An 18678-nucleotide genomic window follows, 5' to 3' on the forward strand; every position below is an offset into this window, starting at 1 on the left:
CGCCACCGCCGCTGCGCCAAAGACTACGAAACGCTCCCCGCCTGCCACGAAGCCTGGGTCCGCTGGTCCCAAATCCGACTCCTGCTCAAACGACTCGAATAGGTTCCCAAACAGCCACTAAGGCGGCTCTTTTGCGCAGGTCAGAGGCTATGCGCGGGTTGCCGGATCGCTGTTAGAGGGTTCGCGGTTATTGGAAACCTGACCGGAATGGGCGCTGCGCCCGGCGGGCTCGGCGCGGGAGTCGGGGCCCTCGTGCGGCCTCGCGGCGCGGATCTCGGCCCGGATCCCATGGTCAGTCGGCGCTGCCGCGCCCGGCTCCCGCCGGCATAACCGGAGGCGGGCCTTCAGCCCCCGAACACGACGTCACCCCCGCGATCTAGCCGAGGCTAGAGATCGTTCCGGGGTCTTCGGAGGCGACCCTGCCCGAGCGGCGATTCGCACTGTCCCGAAACAGGCTGGCTCTGGCCTCTTGCGGAGCCGGTGATCTGACTGAAGGCCAAGGGAGAGCCTCTTCGCTGTGACAAGAAGAAGGGGGGCACCGCGCTGGTGTCAGCTACCGTGCCCCCCGCAACCCGACGAACGGGAATGTTGCGTCAACGCTACCATGTAGGACCATGCCCCGGCTGCCGTCACCGCAAGACGCCCCGGCCGTCATGGCAACGATCCCGCCGGAGCGCCTGAGAAGGTTCCAGGACGCCGCCCCGGCGGGCCGCAACCTCGCGGTGATCGACATGTACGTCCTGGACTCACAACTCTCCGGGGAGTTCTACTCCCTGTTCAGGGCGACCGAGGTGCTGCTCAGGGAGACCATCCATCAGGCCATGAGCCAGGCATGGTGCACGCCCTACTGGTTCAGCCGAGGCCAAGTGCGCCAGTCGCTGGACACCCGCGTCCTGGAAGGACTCGACTCGGCCCGCCGAGCGGCCAGAGTCAGACGGGGCACGCCAGCGCCGGGCAGCGTGGTGGCGCAAGTCATGCTGGGCACCTGGCTCCAACTCCTGGCGCGCGGGGCGAATGGCCAGCAAGAAGCCCTCGTCTGGGTACCAGCCCTGTCCCGGGCGTTCCAGGCTGACCTGCCTGCACAGCCCCACTCCCGGGCCCAGGTGTACGCGCTGGCGCAGCGCCTGGTGTGGGCCCGCAACAGGGTGTTCCACTGCGAGCCGGTCGTGTTCGGTTTCCCGCTTCCCGGATTCCGCACCCGCGACGGGAGGGCGAGGCGCGCGACCCCGCACCAGATTCTCGATGACGTCCGGAGCCTGGCCGGGATGACGAGCCGGGCGGCCAGAGACTGGCTCGGCTCGTGGGACCGCATTGACTCGCTCCTGGCGGATCCGCTGGCGGACGCCGCCCTCGCGTACATGGGCACACGGCCCCGCTTGGCCATGGAAGGCCGCCGGCGACCGGCTCAGCAGCGGACGCCCGCAGCCGGAGCCCCGGACGACCCGCGAGGGAGAGCTTCCGTGTGACGGACAGGGTTCTTCTGCCCACGCATGGGCAGCGGGCTGACCGAAAACTGACCGATTTCAACGCCAGCGGACGGTCAAAACTGAAAGACGATGGCTGCCAACAGCGCCCTGTTCGCGCACGTCAGCGCGCATTATTGACAATGACCGGATACTCGACGAAAGGCGGCCGCCGCCAATGAATAGGTCAAGGGTTCGATTCCCTTAGGCGGCTCGTTTGCGCAGGTCAGAGGCCTATTGCGGCCCGGCTGCCGAACGTTCATGGGTTCGGACTCATCGCTTGCTCATCGCTTTCGATTTGCCGGCCCAGCCACCTGATCATCGGCGCGCCTCGGGAGCCGGTCCGCGAAACCGTGGCCAGCACCCTGTGCCGATCGGGCATGCCTCGTGTGACGCTCATCGTTCGGCGCGCCGCTCGGCGCTGCGAGCCGCTTGACACTTCAGGCCGAACAGGGCAGAGAATGCTGACATGGCCAATCGGCGGCGCAAGCGCAGATCCTCTCCCAATCCCCGTCCCAGAGCCTCCGACTCCCGGCCAGAGGGGGTGACGACGGCCGCGACAAGAGTGGCAGCCGGTCTGTCTTCCGGTTGGGGCCAGGTCCTCGTGGGGCTAGCTGATCAATGTGCGGCGTTCAGGCCGCGTCGATTTGGTCGAGCCACGAGTTGACGTGGGCGACCGCTTCCGGGAGGGTCATCGCCAGGCCTGCCGACCGGGCCGCTTTGCCGAACGAGCCGTCCCAATGCGGGTGGGCGACAAGACGCGCCGGCCAGCGGCGAACCGGCCGGCCGAGCGTCGCGGCTTCCGCCGCGCGGGCCGCGAACACATCCCTGATCGCCTCGCGGACGCCGGCCAGGGGCGGCTCGCCGGTCTCTTCGGACAGGCCCCGGATCAGGACCAGGTCGACGGCGGCCCGGGCGCGGTCGTTGATGTGGGCGGCCGGGTCGTGCGGATCGGTCGAGGCGTGAACCTTCTCCGCCGCCTGATACCGCATCGCAAGCCCCACCAGGTGGTCGGGGGTCGGCAGCCCGAACCCGGCCAGCGACGGCGAAGGCAACCGCTCCCAAGACGCGCCCGCGGCGCCCTCGTCGGGGGAGGCCTCGACCTGGATCCGACGCCATGTCACTCCGCCTAGTTGCACGATGACGTCGAACCGCCGCGGTTTGACGACCCTGGTCGGCGTGTCGATCGCCTCGGCCGGGCCGCGCCGGAACGTCAAAGGCCCCCACGGGCGGCGCAACACCGGGTCGGCGGCGGCGAGGAAGTCTTCCAGGTCGCCGCGGACCGGCCCGTCAAGGTCGGCGGTCGCGCGGGCCTGGCCGGGCAGACGGTGCTGCAGCAACGTGCCGCCCTTCAGCAGGAAACGCGGATTCCCGGCCTCGTCCAGCGCCTGCTGAAGAACCGCCGCCACGGCGGTGGTCGCGACCAGCCACCCCAACCGGCCCCCGTCCGAAGCCAGGTCCCGTTCGGCTTTCGCGATCCAGCCGTTCAGGACACTGGCCGAGCGCGGGGCCTTCTCCTTCGGTTTCAACTCCCCGAGCGCCGCGGCGAGGTTGAGGGGCCTCCCGCTTTCCATGGTCGCGCTCCTCGAGCCGCTGGGCCAGCCGTTCCCGCTCCCCGGCGAGCAGCAGGCTTGTCCCCCCGGCCCGCTCCAGCGCCTGTCTGACCAGGTAGGAGGGCACACCCGTCTCGATGCACTGGCTGATCGTGGTCGGCACGTCCGTGACCGGGATCTGCTCGAACCAGGTCCGCTGGTCCGGTCCCAGGTCCTGGTGGTGGATGGCGTACCGCTCCCCGCCGGCCCGCCGCAGGCGGCGGCGTTTCCCGACTGTGACGTGGATCTGGTCCGGGTTGACACCGCTGACGTCCCACGCCGCCAGGGCTGTCTCATGGCTGAGGCAGGCTTCCGGGGCCCCCGTCCACAACACCGCCAACGCCCAGTTGTCGAACCGGCTGGCCGGGACCTGCGGTATCCGGTACACGCCGCGGGCGACCCGCTCGATCCGGTCCCTGGCCGCCAACTTCACCAACTCGACCCGCGGGACGCCCTCGGCTTCCGCCTGGGCGGACGTGACGAACCCGTGCTGGTCGAGCGCGACCTCCCTCAGCCTCTCAAGCTGCGTCAACACCCCAGGCATGTCAACACTATACCAAAGTCGTATAGTTTCGGCCATCTCATGGTCTCTGGCGCGTCGCCGGCCGGACGGGCGCCGGGCCCGAATCAGGCGAAGCCACCGCCGTCTTCCCGGGCCGGGAGGCGGGACCGGCCCCAGCGCCGGACCGGCTATCATCGCGGCACACCACCCGGCCCCTCGGGGCCCAGCCCTCCTTGCCTCCCTGACGCCGACGCACTCTTCGGGGCCTCCGGGCGAAGCCGGAAGCGGCCGACAGGCAGCCCGCGCGGCAGCCGGTCGTGGGCGCGGGCTTGCCCGCATTCAGCGGATCGGGCGGGCTCGGCTCGCGTCGTCAAGCCGGGACCGGATCAAGCTCTGGTTGACCGGATCGAGTTCCACGCCGACGCTGTTGGCGCCGGTCTCGCGGGCGGCTTCCAGAGTGGTCCCGGTGCCTGCGAACGGGTCGAGGACGGTTCCGCCGGGCGGGCAGAACAGGGCGCAAAGCCACCGCATCAGCCCGAGCGGTTTGACGGTCTGGTGGGCGGCCCCGTGGACGGTCGGGCGTTCGCCTTGGGTCGCTTCCTGGTGGTGCCGGAAGACCGGGAACAGCCCGGACCGGTCGCCGGGCCGGACGGTGCAATCCCGGTCCAACAGGCCCGCCGTGCCGTCGTCGAGGGCGGTGCCCCACCGTTTCCGTGGGGCGGGCGACCCTGATGCGTCTCGACTGCCGGGACCACTTGGCAGAGGGCAATCGGCGCCGACCTTGCCGCGCGTCGCGGGCCAACAAACAACGCGGCGCGTGGGCCTTGAGTCCAACGTGGACCCTCCAGCCGAGGGAGCGCCCGGGACGTTCCGACGCGGCAGACCCCAACAAATTCCCAACAGAATGGACCCGCGCCAACCGGCAAGAACCGGATACATTTGGAAGGAGGGGATCAGACGATTTCCGTGGTAAACCCAGGAAACTGGAGGCGTCCGGAACCTTTCGAAAGCCGCCGCAAATGGCCGATTGAATAGAATAGGCCAAGGGTTCGATTCCCCTGGACGGCTCCCAACATTGCCTGTCAACGTGGATTTTCCCTCGTGATGAGGAGGCCGGGAAGTGGCCGAGCAATAAGACGCCCCAAGACTTTGGGATCCGGGGAGGATGACCGACTGGCGGCACGGGAGGTCAAGGCAACAGGTCGATGGCTTGGGGCCTTGCCTTCATCGCGTGTATCACCATCTCGTTTCCGCTGTCGAAAACGAGAACCACTGTCTCAAGCAAGCGCGCCTGGGTGTCAAAGCCTACGCGCAGCTCGCGCCCCGGCGAAGCGTCGCCCAGTTCCTCGATCCACAGCGCCCAGGTCGCAGCGTGGACCGCGTCAGCCTCGCTTATCCCGTGTTTGAAGGGCCGACCGGTGGATCTTCACGCCACGTGCGCCATCAGGGCGTCGCGCATGACCTCGGAGCGCGTCTTGTGCTCCTGTTTCGCGCGGGAATCCACTCTGGCCAGTTCTTCAGCGGTCAGACGGACGGGAACTACCTGCGAGGGCAGGGCACTGCGGCCTGGCCTGCCCCGGCCGCGCCGCCGCAGTTCGGCCGGGTCGTACCCGCGTTCGGCTTCGGCCGACCACTGCTCGATTTGCGCTTCCGTGACGACCACGCCGCCAATCGCCTCGGTTCCATCCACCCGAATATCGTAATACGCGCGAACTCGCGAGCGAAGGCGGCCGGAGTGGCGAACTCGCTCCTGAGCGTGAGGAGCCGGCTCCTGCCCCACGCCGAGACCACGCCGCCTGAGGCGCGCGAGATCGCCTGCTCAGGCCGCGGCCGAGCACCCGCTCTTCCCCCGAAAGTCCCACGCCGCTAATCGCTTACCCATCGAAATGGGCGCAGGCCGCTGGGTGTCGTCAGCGCCCAGCTGCAACCCTGCTCCCCCGTTGACAACCAACAACGAGCACGGGCGACGGTCATCGAAAACCACCGGAAACGCGGATCTGGGAGTGAATAGGTCAAGGGTTCGATTCCCTTGAGAAGGCTCCTAAAGTCCCTGGTCAGATGCGGTTTTTCTTGACGAGGAGGAGGCCGAGAAATGGCCAAGCCATCAACTTGTCACCACTTTGGGCCCCGCGCGCGGGGCCGGCGGGCGCCCGCTTCGGCCGGGCGCGGCCTGGAGCCGCTCTTAACCATCGGGGACTGTCCGAGTACCTCGGGATCCCGCTCTCCACCCTCTACGACTGGCGCACCAAGGGCGAGGGGCCGGTGGCATACCGGTTCGGCAAACGCCAGATGCTCCCGGTTCGGTGCAGCAGGGGCAGGACTCGGCGTTGTTCGGCGTGGAGCGGGACGGCTCCTTTCCCAGTTCGGTGGCGTCCGTCTACCAGGGGTTCGCGGGACGGAAGCTCAATCCGAGCGTGCGGGAGCGGCGGCTCCCTTGGCCCGGGTCGACAGCAGGCCGCGACTCGGGGCAGCTGCCTAGATCAGCACCACGTGGTCAATTCCGAGCAGCGCGAGTCCCTCGTCTAGGGTGGCGAGTTGGCCGCCGCGGCTTGCTGCCAGCGCCGCAAGGTACGCGTCCGTGGCTTGCTTGTGCCCCCGCACGCTGCCGACTGGGACATCCGCGTAGGACAGGTCGTCGGGCCAGAACTTGATCATCTGGGCCTCTGAGAGCGCCCGGACGACAGCCTGTGCATCTACAGCGCTGCGGCCCTCACGTAACAGATAGCGGAATAGTGCGCCTTCGACCACGGGACAAACGGCGCCGCCGCCAGCCCCCAGAAACCACCCGGTCGCCCGCTCGTGATGCTCGTGATCGCGCACCGCCAAGGGAATCAGCACGCTGGCATCCAGCAAGAACGTCACCAGCCGTCATCCTGGTCTAGGAAGGCGCGCACCTCGGCGGCGCTGACGGGCCTTCCCAGGGCCACGCTCGGCAGACCCGTCTCCGGGTCGATGCGCAGATCCGGCGGGCCGCCCGAGACACCCGGAGCGCGCCGCGAACGGCGCAGCGCCTCCAAACGGATGCTCAACTCGTCCAAGTCGGCATCGCTCAACCGCCGCAACTCGTCCAAAAGCGCCGGTGAAACCATGCTTCCCAGGGTACAGCGCGGTCCGGATCGTCGGAAGGCGGGCGGCAGGCCGGATCACCGGAGGCGAAAATGGCACCACTTCGCACGGCGCTGCGCAACGCGGCCGCCTGCCTACGGGGCCCCCGCCGATCCGCCATGCGGCGTCTCCGGCGACCAAGGCGCTGATCGCCGTGCTCCACGACTCATCGCTTACCCATCGAAATAGGCGCGAGCCGCTGGGTAACGTCTGCGTTCAACCGCAACCACGCTCCCTCGCTGACTACCAACGACCAGCACGGACGGCGGTCATCGAAAACCATCGAAAACCCGAATCTGGGAGTGAATAGGTCGAGGGTTCGATTCCCTTGAAAAGGCTCGTCTGCGCAGGTCAGAGGCTATGCGCTGGTTGCCGGTTCGATGGTAGAGGGTTCGAGGTGACCGCAAGTCTGGCCAGAATGGGCGCCAAGTCCATCGGATACGGCATCACACGAGGAGCTTCGCCCGGCTTCCTGGTGTAGCTTCTGCTGCACAGGCGCGCGTACGTCCTTCGGGAATGGGCCAACCCCACTGAACACGGCTCTGCGGTCAGCGCTGCACTTGATCAAGCGGCCTGCGGCCGTCAAGCCAGAGACCGGAGCGCGGCGCCGACGCTCGAGACATGCGCCGGGATCGGCGGCTAGGCTTGGCCGGCTGTTGACCCACGAGCGCGGGCGGGCGCGCGACCTACCCCTTCTGGCGCCGGATGATTCCTGAGGTGCCGCGGAGTGACGTTCGTTCAAATAGCCGTGGGCTAGGGCTGACAGATCCGTTTCAGGATTCGCAGGGCGCCGCTTCGGGATTCTGGAGATGCTCATAGCCTGTGGCACGCGCCACCTCGTGCCCGCACCGTCACCGCAAGAGGAACCGGGAGGCGAACCCAAGATGGATCCCCAATTGATCCAGATGGGCGCTGCCCTTGCTGCCTTGGCCGCGAGAGGGACGGTGACTGCTGTCACCAAACGGGCGAGGAAGGCCAAGGGACAGCCTCTGCTCTGCGGTAAGAAGAACGGGGCACCGCGCTGGCGTCAGCTGCCGTGCCCCCCGCAACCTCGCGGTGATCGACATGCGCGTCACTGAATCCACAACTCGCCGGAGAGTTCTACTCCCTGTTCAGGGCAACCGAGGTGCTGCTCAGGGAGACGGTCCGCCAGGCCATGGGCCGGGCCGCGGGCTCGCCGTACTGGTTCAGCCGAGGCCAAGTGCGCCAGTCGCTGGACACTCGCGTCCTGGAAGGACCCGACTCGGCCCGCCGGGCGGCCAGAGTCAGGCGGGACGCCAGCGCCGGGCGGCGTGGTGGCTCAAGTCATGCTGGGCGGCAGACGACTGGCTCGCCTCGTGGGGCCGCGTTAACTTGCTTCTGGCTAATCCGCTGGCGGACGCCGCTCTCATCCACATGGACCCACGGCCCCGTCTGGCAATGGAAGGCCGCCGGTGACCGGCCTAGCGCCGAACGCCCGGAGTCGGAGTCGAGGCGACTCGCGCACAGGAGAGCTTCCAGCTGACAGACACGGCGCCTCCGCGCCCGCAGGGGGCGGCAGGGTGACCGGAACCAGGCCGACGAACGCGATCACCCCGACAAACGCGACTGCGACCCCGGTCGGCAACGCCACCAAGACCACCGAGGCAACCCGCAGGCGCTCGACTTTCACACCCACGTGGGCAGCTGTGCGGTCGCCGACCGCCAGGAGGTCGTAGCGGGGCACCAGCCGTAACGCCACGGCCGCAGCGACCAGGTTCAGGCCGGCCAACACCACCCGCGACCCGTTGACCGGCATCAGGAGCGTGCCGCTGGTGGCCGAGTCGATCCGCACCACCGGGTTCGAGAACGTCAGATCCAGGATCCCCGCATGGCCGGTGAACCGGACCGCCCCCGTAGGCTGTGGTCCCCGTGCCGGCCGTCCGCTCCAGTCGGTTGAACGCTGGCCGAACCAGAGCCGCCCGCTCCGAGCGGAGGCGCCGCCGGAAAGGCTGATCGCGACCTTGGCAATCGGCCCGGTGACGTTGGAGCGGAAGGTGGCCTTGACGCGGCGGCACGGCCGGAGACCGCCGCGCCCACCAGGACCGCCACGGCCATGCCGCAAGCCATTCCCAGCAGCGGCCTGTCCCCCACCGTCCAGCCCGCCACAGACCCGAGCCCCACAGCATAGGCAGCCCAACAACTCGCCGCCGCCGCGTCCGCGACGAGGAAGCTCCGCCGGGGGTAGCCAGCGGCGCCAGCGGCGAGACTCGCGACCACCCGCAGCCCCGGCACAAACCTCGCCGTCACCAGCACCGGCCCGCCGCTGCGAGAAAAGGCCAGTTTCACCTGCGCGAACGCCGCGGCGCCCCGGCGGGACCGCAGCGCACGCCAACGTTCCGGGCGCAGCCGACCGCCCAAGCGGTAGATCGCGAAGTCGCCAGCGGCGGCGCCAACCGTGGCGGCCAGCCACAGCGCCAAGGTCCCCCAGCCCAGACCGCCCGCCGCCACCTGGCCGGCCGCGGCCGCCATCACCACCGCGTCAGAGGGCGCCGGCGGGAAGATCCCGTCCAGCGCGCAGAACAGCGCCACAACCGCCAGCGCCCCAGGCGCCGCCGCCAAGTGGACGATGACGTCATTGGCCGCGTCCCACAGCGCGGCGGCTCCAGCGGGTTCTGCGAGCATTCGGGCTCCTGGGGGTTCCGGGGGCGCGTTCTTGGCAGAGCGCCGGGCGGCTCCACCGCCCCATTTTCTAGCCCGGCACCGCGAGCCTAAACGAGGGGCCGCCCTGAGCCGCCATCCGGGAAAGCCCCCCATTTCCCCTGATCTCGCGGCACGCGGCCAGCCCGGCGCGCGGGAGCCCCACCCGGAGTTGTTCGCCCGCCACCCCCAAGAGGGCTGGACCGCGTGGGTAGACGAAGCGCCGCCCGATGCCGTCCCCGCAGCCGCCAGCACAAAGGCCACGGCGGCGGCCCAGACCGCCCACCGAGGGCCGGCCGCCTCGCCGCCAGCCCGCCGAATAGGCGCGAAACCATCCAGCAGCGACTCGCGCAGGAACCCGGTCAGCGCGAGCCGAAATGGTGGCTGATGCCGAACCCGATGGCAACGCTGGCGGCCCCGGCGGCGTTTGCGGCGTCCTGCCCGACGAGGTCCAGCCGCGCCTCAAGCTCCTCGATCCTGGCTTCCAGGGCTGCGATCCGCTCTTCCGGGGACGCCGTCTGTCTTGTCGCCAGATCCTGCCGGCGTCTGGTGAGGTCTGCCTGCCTCGGCTCGTCGCGCCGCTCGGCCCGTCGCCCTGCGGCGGCGGCGAGCCAGATGAGCAAGATGACAGACCCTCCCGCTATGACCGCAATCAACACCGCGGCGAACACTCCCTGTAGGTCCACGGCGACCCCTCCAATCCGCTGGCGCAACTGCCTGCCCGATTGTCCCATATTCCCGTACCGCCCGGCCGGGCAAGACGGCATCGGGCGGGCGAGACGGCATCGGGCGGCGGCGGCACCGAGGCGCGCGGGCGGCTCAGCGGTAGACCGCCCCATCGGGGCCCAACTGGTCCCCGACGCAGATGATCTCCACCCGGATCCCGTCCGGGTCCACGACCTGCAGCCAATCCGCCGAGGGGTCGCGTTGCGGTGGCGAGACGATCTCCCACGGGCCGTCCTTGACGGCATCGTAGAAGGCGTCGATGTCCTCCACCGTCACGCCCAAGTGGGCGCTGCCGACCTGGTTTGGCGGGGGGACCTCCCCCCGGACCGAAGCCGCGTCCCACTGGATGAGCTCGAGCCTCATGCCATAACCCAAGAGTTGCACAACGCTGACCGCGGCGCCCTCGACCCCGAAGCCGGTCTGGCACTGATCGGGGCCCTCGGACCAGCGCAACTGCTCCGCGAAACCCAGCCATTCGTAGAACGGCACGGACACGGCCAAGTCCCGCACGGTGAAGCCCACATGGTGCAGCGTCCGCCCGTCCCCGGCCGCCCCGGCCATTCCGCCCGTCCCGGCCGCCCCCGCGGCGCGCGCGCTCATCGGGCGGCCTCCCCGCCGTCGACCGGCACAACCACGCCGGTGACGTAGGAGGCGAGCGGGGAGATGAGGAACGCGGTCATGGCCGCCACCTCTTCGGGCGTGCCGACCCGGCGCATGGCCGTGTGGGCGGCCACCTTGGTCAGCCAGGAGGATTCCGTCTCCCCGCTGGGGCGGTCCTTGTGCAACAGCGGCGTGTCGATGGGCCCCGGGGCCACGCAGTTGACGCGGATGCCCTGCCGCGCGAGCTCCCAGGCGGCGATCCTGGTCCAATGGATCAGCCCGGCCTTCGCCGAACCGTAGCCGCTGAACTCGGAGTAGGCGTTGATTCCGGCCGCCGAGGCCATGGTCACAACCGACCCGGCCGGGGATTCCGCCAACGGTTTCAGGGCGGCGCGCACCACCTGGCTGGGCCCCACCAGATTCAGGGCGAGAACGGATTCCAACATATCCGCGTCCGTCTCCCCCAACGGGCGGTAGGCACCTCCGCCCGCCGCTATGACCAGGGCGTCCAGGCGCCCGCCCAAGCGCTCAAGCGCCTGGTCGACTCCCCGCGCGCATGACGCCGGATCGGTCACGTCCATGCGCACCTGCGCCGTCTCCGCGCCCACGCGGGCGGCCCCCACCACGACCGCGCCCTCCCTGGCGCACAACCGGTAGGTCGCCTCGCCAATTCCCTTGCTGGCCCCGACTATGAACACCCGCAGGTCTTCCAAGCCCCATTCCATGATTTGTCCTCCCTATGTTCTGGTTGTTAATGCCCAAGTTCCGGGCGTCCGGGGAACGGCCAGGCCGTCAGCCTGTCGACCAGCTGGTCGGCAAACACGCCGGGCGTGCGCAGCACAACCTGAGTGCGGCCAGCCGGGGCACCGGCAAAGCCCCGATAACGTGATCGCGTGTCGCAGATCGTGGCGCCCCGGGCGGGCCCCGCGCCGCATTCGACTTCGACTGGGACGCGGGGGGCGAGCGTCGGCTGGTAGTCCCCGACCGCGATGGCCGCGGCGAGCGCGTCGTGGCACGGCGAGCACCGGCGGTCGAACGACTCGGCTTTGAAATAGTCGAAGTAATGGTCCGTGATGCGCGCGACCAGGGAAGACACCGGCGTGGCCGCCTTTTCGAGCCTCGCCCGGTGCTCTTCCGTGAGCAATTCCCGCATGGTCACGTCCAGGGGCACCAGCACGCAGTCCCACCGGGCGTTCAGCACGGCGCTCGCTGCCTCCGGGTCATGCAAGATGTTCGCCTCGGCGGCGGCGGTCTGGTTTCCGGCCACCTCGGCCGCGCCACCCATAACAACTACTCGGCGCACCAGCTGGTCCAGCTTTGGCTCGCTGGCCAGCGCGGCCGCGAGGTTGGTCAGCGGGCCCACCGCCAGCAGGGTGAGCTCGCCCGCGTGCCGCCGGGCCTGTCTCGCGATCTGCTCCGCCGCGGTGAGTTCGCTCGGCTGGACGGTCGGCGCGGGCAGCGCGGTGTTTCCGGCGCCGTCCTCGCCGTGGACGTGGGGCGCCAGCACCGGCGTCTCGCCGGTGACGGTGCGTTCGGCCCCGATCGAGACGGGAATGTCCGTCCGCCCGGTCAACTCCAAGAGCCGGAGGCAGTTGGCGGCGGCCGTCGCGGCCGAGATGTTGCCGAACACGGTGGTCAGCGCCACGACGTCGACGCCCGGGGTGCCCAGCAGGTACAGGATCGCCATCGCGTCGTCAATCCCGGTGTCGCAGTCGACCAGCACGCGTTTCGTTGGTCCGTTCATTTGTCTTTCTCCTTAGTTTGAGCGTTTCGTTTGGGCCCCTTGGGCCGGCCACGCCGCCGATGCCGTCTGCGCCTCGTCCGGTTGGACCGGCCCGGCCCAGCCCGTCAGCCTTTGGGCACGATGGCCGGCAGGTAGTTGGTCGACCTGGGCTCGCGGGCGCGGCTGCGCGCCCGCGTCACGCCGATCAGCCCCAGCGCGACCACTGTCGCGACGTACGGCCAGGCGTGTGTGAGTTGCGCGTCGAAGAACCCGGTTCCCTGGAAGGCCAGCGACGCGGCGGTGGCCAGGCCGAACAGGATCGAGGCGAGCGTGGCGCCGATCACCGTGGCGCGCCCGAAGATCACCGCGGCGAAGGCGATGAACCCGAGCCCGTTCGTGGTCTGGGTGTTGAACGTGGTCACCGAGCTGATGGTCAGGAAGGCGCCCGCCAGCCCCGAGGCCAAGCCCGAGGCGAGGATCGCGGCCGTCCGCACCTTGACCGGGGAGAGCCCGGCCGCCGCCACCGCGTCGGGGCTTTCGCCGACCGCCACGATCCAGACCCCGAGGACCGTGTGCCGCATTGTCGCCCAGCTGAGGGCCACCAGGGCGGCGGCCAGGTAGACCAACACGCTTTGGTTGTCCAGCGCCGGGCCGAGCAAGGGCACGGCGGCCAATGGCCCGATGCCGACCCTGGGCAGCGTCGGCACGCCCGGTGGCGAGTACGTGCCGGGGGCGTGGAGGGCGACCGACGTCACCAGCATCACAGCGCCGGTGGCCAGCAGGTTCAACGCTATTCCGGCGATGATGATGTCGCAGCCCATCCAGAATGTGGCCGCCGCCAGCACCAGCGCGTAGACGCCTCCCGCAATGACGGCGGCGGTCAGGCCCGCCCAGGCGGACCCGGTCCGCTCGGTGACCGCGAGCGCCACCAGGGCGGCGATCAGCATGGTGCCGTCCAGCGAGATGTTGGTGGAGCGGGCCTTTTCCGCCATGGCCCCGCCGCAGGCGGCCGCCATGATGGGCACCGTCGAGGCGACGGCCAAAGCCAGGAACGTCCCCAGTGTGTCCATCATCCGTTTCCCCCTTTGCGGCGCAGCCCCCGCGCCGTGATCAGCAGGATCAGGATTCCCTGGAGCACGTAAACCAAGGAGAACGGCACCGCCGAGACGGTCTGCATGGAGGTGGCGCCGGTGATCATGGTGCCGTAGAGGACGGCGGCCGCGACGATTCCCGCCGGGTGCAACCGGCCGATCAGCGCCACCGTGATCCCAAGGAAGCCGTATTGCGGGGAGAACGAGTCGATGAAGTTGTGGCTGATCCCGATCACCGCCATGCCCCCGGCCAGGCCGGCCAACGCCCCCGAGGCCGCCAGGCCGCCCAGCAGCAGCTTCTCCGGCGAGATCCCGACGTTCTCCGCGAACGCCGGTTGCAGTCCCACGATCCGCAGCCGCAGCCCCAGCCTGGTCTTGGTGAACACCAGCCAGAAGGCCGCGCCCACGGCCAGGGCGATGAACAGGCCGGCGTTGAGGTTCGATTCGTCGAGCAGGCGGGGCAGCCAGGTCTCGCGCGGCAGCCGCCGGGTTTCCAGCGCTCCCGAATCCGGTGCCTTGAACCGGCTCTTGACCAGGTAGCGGGTCACGTCCATGGCGATGTAGGAGGACATCATGGTGGTGACGACCTCGTCCACGCCCAGGTAAACCCGCAACAGCGCCGGGATGGCCATGAACGCCAGCCCCGCCGCCGCGGCCGCCGCCAGCGAGATCGGGATGGACCCGGCGCCCAACCCGCTGAGTTCGTGGGAGACGACGGCGGCCGTCAAACCGCCGCAGTAGACCTGGCCCTCGGCGCCAATGTTGAACGCCCCGGACTTGAACGCCGTCGCGACGGCGTATCCGGTGACGGTCAGAATGGTCGCCACCGACAGCATGGTTCCGAACGAGTACGCGTCCCTAAAGGAGCCGAAGACGAACTCGCCGAACGCGGTGCCCGGGTTGGGCGTGATCACGACCATGATGAGGAAGGACAGGACCAGCCCGAACCCGATTGCCGCCAGCGACCTCCCCGGGCCGCTGGCGGCCGCCCGGCCGGCCCAAGCCCGCCACGCCGCCGCCCGTTGGTCAAGAGGCGTCAGCGCGGTCATGTTCCCAGCCCCAGCATGAGTTTGCCGACTTCAAGCTCGGTGGGGCGCCGGTCGGCGAATTCGCCGACAATCCGCCCCTGGAACATGACCAGGACGCGGTCCGCCAGTCCAAGCACTTCGGGCAGTTCCGAACAGATCAACAGGACGCCGGCCCCGCGGTCGCGGTGGCGGATCATTTGCGCGTTGACGAATTCGGTGGCGGCGACGTCCAGTCCCCGCACCGGTTCGCACGCGATGATCACGGCCGGGCTGGCGGACAACTCGCGGGCGAGCACCACCTTCTGCGCGTTGCCTCCCGACAGACGCTGGGCCAGCATGTCCAGGCTCGCCACTTTGATCCCGAATTCGTCGATCAGTTCCCGCGCGTTGGCGGCCACCGCCGCGCGCCGCAGGAAAGGCCAACCAAGTTTGCGGCCCCCCAGCCGGGCCAAGGCCAGGTTTTCCGCGACCGGCAGCGACATGCCAAGCCCGCGGCCGTTGCGGTCTTCGGGGATGTGCGCAACGCCGCAGCGCCGCCCGAAGGCGGGCGGACGCCCGGCGACGTCTTGGCCCCCGACCATCACCCGCCCCCGGTCCGGTTGACGGATGCCGGAAATGGCCTCCGCCAATTCGCTCTGGCCGTTGCCGGCAATGCCGGCGACTCCCACGATCTCGCCGGCGCGCACCTCGAAACCGACTCCGTCCACCATGCGTTTGCCCCGCGAGTCGGTGACCCGCAGTTCCTCCACGGACAGCACCGCCGCGCCGGGTTTGCCCCGTGCGCTGGGCGGCCGCTCGCGGGGCAGCGTCTTGCCCACAATCAGTTCGGCCAGTTCGTGCTCGTCCACCGCCGAGACCGGCTTTTCCGCCACCAGCCGGCCGCCGCGCAAGACCGAGACCCGGTCCGCGACGGCCAACACTTCCGACAGGTGGTGAGAGATCAGGACAATCCCCAGCCCGGCCGCGACAAATCGGCGCAGCGTCAGGAACAACGCCTCGACCTCTTGCGGGGCCAGCACGGCGGTGGGCTCGTCCAGCACCAGGATCTTTACCTCCTGGCTCAGCGCCCGGAGGATTTCGACCCGCTGCCGGGCGCCGATCGAGAGCGAGGAGACCAGCGCCTCCGGGTCCGCCTCCATGCCATGGCGCTCGGCCAGAGCCCGAACCTCGCGGCGCTGGGCGCCCCGCCGGGTCAACACGCCGCCGGCGGTCCTTTCCCGGCCCATGAACACGTTGTCGGCCACGGTCAGCGACCCGATCAGCTTGAAGTGCTGGTGGACCATGCCCACGCCGTGGGCGATGGCGGCTTTGGGGCCGCCCACCGCCACCTCCCGGCCGGCGATCTTGATCTTGCCGGAATCTGGCCGGCAAAGGCCGAACAAGCAGTTCATCAGCGTGGATTTGCCCGCCCCGTTCTCACCCAAGAGCGCGTGGACTTCTCCGGCGCGCACGCGCAGACTGACGTTGTCGACCGCCCGCAGCGAGCCAAACGTCTTGGAGATGCCTTCCATTGAGAGCAACGGCTCTGATTGGATGTCCATCTTGGCTTGCCTTCAGTTCGTTCCGACCGGCTTTGCTCAGAGCACGGACGCCGGCTTGACCGAGCCGTCCTTGACCCTGTCGACCCATTCGCCAATGGAGGCCTTCGCCTCGCCCGGCACCAGCGCGTCGTTGAAGACGAATCCGACCCCGTTGTTGGCCAGGTTGCCGACGCGGGTCTGCCCCATTTCCAGCTTGCCTTCGGTCCAGTCCCGGATCGCGGCGAACAAGGTCTCGTCGACCGACTTGATCGCGCTGCCCACAATGGTGTCCGGGTAAAGATCGTTCTGGTCGGAGTCCTGGCCGATGGCGTAACCGTTGGCGTCGTCAACGGCTTGGAGAATGCCCAGGCCAGCCGGCCCCGCGAAGTGGTAGACCACGTCCGCGCCGTCCTTGACCATGGCGCTGGCCGTGTCGTAGCCCTTCTGCGGGTTGACGAAGTCGCCCGTGAAGCGGAGGTCCACCTCAATGGATGGGTCGACGGCCTTGACGCCGTCCTCGAATCCGGCGGCGAAGTCGCGGCCCACCGGGATATCCGTGCCGCCGATCATCCCCACCCGCTTGGTGCCTTGCGCCCTGGGGAACTGGTCCGGGTTGAGGGTGATGACGGCCGCGGTCACGCCGGCTATGAACGCGCCCTCGTTTTGCGCGTACGTGATCCCGGTGACGTTGTCGCCTTGGCTGGCGGCGTCGAAAATGACGAACTTCGCCTCGGGGTAGTCGGGCGCGAGGGCCGCCAGGGTGGACGCCACCACGGTGCCGCCGGTCACGATCAGGCCGACGTCCTTCCGCTTGGCGGTGTCCCGAAGGTTGCGTTCCCAGGCGGGCGCGTCATTCGTCGACGCCTCGATGACCTGCACGTTCAAGCCCAGGTCGGCGCGGGCGCGCTCAAATCCGCGATTCGCCGAGTCGAAGAAGGACTTGTCGCCCAACTGCCCCGACAGGGGCGCCACCACGGTTTGGTCTCTGGACGGCTCGGCGGATTCTTGGCCGGTTGCGTCTTTCGGGTCGGCGCACGCTGTGGCGCCCAGCGCCACCGCCAATGCGAGGCCGGCGGCGAGCGCGACGTTGCGCTTGATGGTCCGGTGGTGAGTCATGGTTCACTGCTCCTGTTCTGTGCGACCGGCCGAAACGCTCGGCCGGTCCTGATCGGGTTGGGTTGGCGGGTAGGCGGGGCCCGCGGCCGCGATGCCGCTGGCCGCTCCTATCCCGGGTGCTGGGTCTATGTGGGCGACGGCTCCGCCGTCGGCGCCTGGCCGGCGCGCTGGCCTCCCAGCGTCTGGCAACCGCACGACTCGCGTATCACCAGTTCGCAGGGGAGGGCCGCGCGGGCCGGCGGGTCGCCGCCCAGGAGCGCGTCCAACGCGCGCCGGGCGATCGCCGCGATCGGTTGGCTGACCGTGGTCAGCGGCGGCACGGTGTAGCCGAGGTCCTCAACGCCGTCGAACGAGACCAACGCCATCTGGTCCGGGATGACGACCCCGGCCTGAGCGGCGCCGAAGAGGACCCCGGTGGCTTGCATGTCGCTGGACGTGAACACGGCCCGTGGCGGGCGTCCGCCGCGCCGCGCGAGCAGGCGGTTGAACGCCTCCAGGCCCCCCTCGGGCGTGAACGGCGCGCGTTCCACCTCCACCGCGTCGGGGTCTTGTTGGCCCGGCGGACGGGCGTCCGCCTGGGCGTCCAGAGCGTCCAAGCCGTCCAAGGCCTCCAGAGCGTCCAGCGCCCCGGCCAGCCGGGTTTCGGCCACGGTTATCCCTGGCGGGCCCGCGATGATCGCGGGCGCCCCGTGGCCGTGCGCCAAGAGGTGTTCCACTCCCAGGCGGGCGCCCGCGCGGTGGTCGGAGGAGATGACGGGATACCAGGCGTCCAGCGGGGCGCGGTCGACGCAGACCACCCGCAAGCCTGCCGCCTGGTCAAGGACGTCCAAACTGGTCGCGTCGTCAACCACGCTCATCAAGATGCCGTCCACTTGGCGGTCTATGAAGCTTTCCAGGTGGCGCCGCTCGCGGTCCCTCGAGTTGGCGGAGTTGCCCAGCATCACCACATGGCCGCGTTCGAAGGCGAGGTCTTCGAATTCGCTCGCCAGCCGCGCGAAGAACGGGTTGGAGTTGTCCGGCACGATCAGGCCGATGGCCTGTGTGCGCCGGGTCTTGAGGGCGCGGGCGGTGACATTGGGGCGGTAGCCCAGTTCCTCGATCGCCCGAAGGACGCGGCCCCTGGCCGCGTCCGAGACGGGGCGCGGGCCGTTGTTCATGACGTAGGAGACCACGGCGGGCGAGGTCCCGGCCAGCCGCGCGACGTCGTTGCGGGTCGGGGCGGCCATGTCAGGCGCCCTCTGCCATCGCGGAGGCGAACTGGACGGCCACCGAATTGGCGCAGCCGGATGCTACCCGCGCGGAGCTGATCAGCGCCCACGCGCTTGGCCGTCCGTGGCACCCGCGCCGGAACGGCGGCATGCCGCCACGGCTGGCCGGCCCAGCCGCTGGGAGGCGGCGAACGGGTGCGTTTCCGGGTTCCCACGTCGTTGGGGTCACGAGCTCCATCGCTTTCTACTCGAGTTGTCTACACGAGTTGCGTAACAATCTATCCGTCGGCGGCGGCCATGTCCTGGGGCTTTTGCCCCAAGTCCGGCCAAGAGATTTCGCCTCCGC

17 protein-coding genes and 1 pseudogene are annotated in these 18678 nt (G+C 69.4%); 1 reads left to right on the forward strand and 17 read right to left on the reverse strand.

The genetic code is table 11. The annotated features are described in order from the left end of the window. Nucleotides 1-653 precede the first annotated feature (653 nt). Nucleotides 654-1466 (forward strand): hypothetical protein, encoded by an 813-nt coding sequence (locus LBC97_00080; GenBank protein MDR2564460.1) that lies wholly within the window; start codon nucleotides 654-656, stop codon nucleotides 1464-1466. A gap of 629 nt (nucleotides 1467-2095) precedes the next feature. Here the strand turns inward: LBC97_00080 and LBC97_00085 are convergent. From LBC97_00085 to LBC97_00165, 17 genes and pseudogenes are all read right to left on the reverse strand, one after another. Further along, nucleotides 2096-2872, reverse strand: coding sequence for a nucleotidyl transferase AbiEii/AbiGii toxin family protein (locus tag LBC97_00085; protein MDR2564461.1), 777 nt, complete (start codon nucleotides 2870-2872; stop codon nucleotides 2096-2098). Further along, nucleotides 2754-3599: a type IV toxin-antitoxin system AbiEi family antitoxin domain-containing protein gene (locus tag LBC97_00090; protein ID MDR2564462.1), complete on the reverse strand. Its 846-nt coding sequence runs from the start codon at nucleotides 3597-3599 to the stop codon at nucleotides 2754-2756. The genes LBC97_00085 and LBC97_00090 overlap by 119 nt, the downstream gene beginning before the upstream one ends. 297 nt (nucleotides 3600-3896) lie before the next feature. Next, nucleotides 3897-4226, reverse strand: a complete 330-nt coding sequence (locus LBC97_00095) for a site-specific DNA-methyltransferase (GenBank protein MDR2564463.1) — start codon at nucleotides 4224-4226, stop codon at nucleotides 3897-3899. A 757-nt stretch (nucleotides 4227-4983) separates the two neighbouring features. Then, nucleotides 4984-5247, reverse strand: a complete 264-nt coding sequence (locus tag LBC97_00100; GenBank protein MDR2564464.1) for a ribbon-helix-helix domain-containing protein — start codon at nucleotides 5245-5247, stop codon at nucleotides 4984-4986. A 785-nt stretch (nucleotides 5248-6032) separates the two neighbouring features. After that, entirely contained in the window at nucleotides 6033-6419 is a 387-nt protein-coding gene (locus LBC97_00105) for a PIN domain-containing protein (protein MDR2564465.1), read from the reverse strand. Then, nucleotides 6416-6646: a hypothetical protein gene (locus LBC97_00110; protein ID MDR2564466.1), complete on the reverse strand. Its 231-nt coding sequence runs from the start codon at nucleotides 6644-6646 to the stop codon at nucleotides 6416-6418. The genes LBC97_00105 and LBC97_00110 overlap by 4 nt, the downstream gene beginning before the upstream one ends. Before the next feature lie 1403 nt (nucleotides 6647-8049). Then, complete coding sequence (locus tag LBC97_00115; GenBank protein ID MDR2564467.1) at nucleotides 8050-8823, reverse strand: iron chelate uptake ABC transporter family permease subunit; 774 nt, start codon at nucleotides 8821-8823, stop codon at nucleotides 8050-8052. Beyond that, nucleotides 8790-9305, reverse strand: a pseudogene (locus LBC97_00120) (VTT domain-containing protein). The gene LBC97_00115 and the pseudogene LBC97_00120 overlap by 34 nt, the downstream one beginning before the upstream one ends. A gap of 377 nt (nucleotides 9306-9682) precedes the next feature. Then, nucleotides 9683-10006 (reverse strand): DUF1192 domain-containing protein, encoded by a 324-nt coding sequence (locus LBC97_00125; protein ID MDR2564468.1) that lies wholly within the window; start codon nucleotides 10004-10006, stop codon nucleotides 9683-9685. Nucleotides 10007-10139: 133 nt separating this feature from the next. Continuing rightward, on the reverse strand, nucleotides 10140-10646 hold the full coding sequence (locus tag LBC97_00130; protein MDR2564469.1) for a VOC family protein: 507 nt from the start codon (nucleotides 10644-10646) through the stop codon (nucleotides 10140-10142). Continuing rightward, a complete protein-coding gene (locus LBC97_00135) occupies nucleotides 10643-11371 on the reverse strand; it encodes an SDR family oxidoreductase (GenBank protein MDR2564470.1) in 729 nt (242 codons plus the stop codon). The genes LBC97_00130 and LBC97_00135 overlap by 4 nt, the downstream gene beginning before the upstream one ends. A gap of 26 nt (nucleotides 11372-11397) precedes the next feature. Further along, nucleotides 11398-12390, reverse strand: coding sequence for a nucleoside hydrolase (locus LBC97_00140; protein ID MDR2564471.1), 993 nt, complete (start codon nucleotides 12388-12390; stop codon nucleotides 11398-11400). 104 nt (nucleotides 12391-12494) lie between these two features. Beyond that, a complete protein-coding gene (locus LBC97_00145) occupies nucleotides 12495-13442 on the reverse strand; it encodes an ABC transporter permease (GenBank protein ID MDR2564472.1) in 948 nt (315 codons plus the stop codon). Beyond that, nucleotides 13439-14509 (reverse strand): ABC transporter permease, encoded by a 1071-nt coding sequence (locus LBC97_00150; protein MDR2564473.1) that lies wholly within the window; start codon nucleotides 14507-14509, stop codon nucleotides 13439-13441. Before LBC97_00150 ends, LBC97_00145 begins: the two co-directional genes overlap by 4 nt. Further along, the gene (locus LBC97_00155; protein ID MDR2564474.1) at nucleotides 14506-16029 is read right to left on the reverse strand and encodes an ABC transporter ATP-binding protein; all 1524 of its coding nucleotides are present in this window, start codon (nucleotides 16027-16029) and stop codon (nucleotides 14506-14508) included. Before LBC97_00155 ends, LBC97_00150 begins: the two co-directional genes overlap by 4 nt. A gap of 36 nt (nucleotides 16030-16065) precedes the next feature. After that, nucleotides 16066-17124, reverse strand: a complete 1059-nt coding sequence (locus LBC97_00160; GenBank protein MDR2564475.1) for a BMP family ABC transporter substrate-binding protein — start codon at nucleotides 17122-17124, stop codon at nucleotides 16066-16068. 125 nt (nucleotides 17125-17249) lie between these two features. Continuing rightward, nucleotides 17250-18350, reverse strand: coding sequence for a LacI family transcriptional regulator (locus LBC97_00165; GenBank protein ID MDR2564476.1), 1101 nt, complete (start codon nucleotides 18348-18350; stop codon nucleotides 17250-17252). Nucleotides 18351-18678 lie beyond the last annotated feature (328 nt).

This window comes from Bifidobacteriaceae bacterium, assembly GCA_031281585.1.
GTDB lineage: Bacteria > Actinomycetota > Actinomycetes > Actinomycetales > WQXJ01 > JAIRTF01.